Below are 1,010 nucleotides of genomic sequence, written 5' to 3' on the forward strand. Positions count from 1 at the left end.
AAGTATCAAAGTCCAAGTAGATGCATACTACTTTCACTATCATCCGGCAATCAATACGATTAATTTGGAACATGAGTTCAATGCACTTAAACTTAATGTAGATTGGGCTAAACCTGAAAAATTCTTTCAAAAAGTATTCAGAGAGGTACGAAGATACTTGTTTCAGAAGGATGTATTTGACCCATTAGCTATATGTTTTGGAGTTAGAGTTCAAATAGAAAAACTTGTTTATGATTTAATTCCAGACCCTGCAAATAAGACTAAGTTCATAAATACAAATGGGACCAAGAATAAGCTGCGTTTTGCCCAAAATATTGGGATACATATTCCCGAGACATATTTCTTATTAGGAATAATATACAATACATCTTTACATTTAACCGAGGGACATGACATTTCAAAACCGCTCGGACTAAAACTAGAGAACGGTACGATTAAACAAATGATAAAAAATTTATTTACATAAAACAAAAGGACTAGCGCCGTATTAGCAATAATAGAGTTGAAGATTGTAAATTCAACATTTGTAATTCCCCATACTAGCACAAATCTTATTGTCTAGGTTAACAAGCTGGATGACTTGTGCTTTTGATGAAGTAATTAATCGATAGTATTTTTTAGACACAAGTCAGGCCAATGTTTAAGGCAATGGGCACGAAGACTTGCTCTAGAAAGGGTATATTTAGCCGTCATCAAAAAAAGATTTCCACTTATATGATAGAAAAGAATGAGCACAACCAACATTAGAAGTTTATTTACCACGAGTTTAAATTTACTAATACTGAATTTAGGCACAAATGTTGGCACCATAATATCTATTCTATCACTATTTGGAATGGGGTTTACGGCGGGGATTTATTATAATGACTATAAAAAAAATATTGAAATATTAGACTTGAAGAAAAGTTCTTTTACAGAGTTAAAAGATTTAAGAGATAAAAGCCAGCTATTAATATTGGAAAAAAAAGAATTGGAAACAGACAAAAATCTGTTAGTGATTGAAGTTAAAG

Annotated in this window: 2 protein-coding genes; both read left to right on the forward strand. The window is 31.7% G+C overall.

The window, feature by feature from the left end:
* Positions 1 to 466: hypothetical protein (locus tag AC1DPQ_RS28720; protein ID WP_477611710.1), on the forward strand; the 466-nt coding region annotated here is incomplete at its 5' end.
* Positions 467 to 727: 261 nt separating this feature from the next.
* Positions 728 to 1,010, forward strand: a 283-nt coding sequence (locus AC1DPQ_RS28725; protein WP_477611711.1) for a hypothetical protein, incomplete at its 3' end; no start/stop codon positions are given.

It is taken from the genome of Pedobacter sp. 01T416_2 (assembly GCF_056398925.1).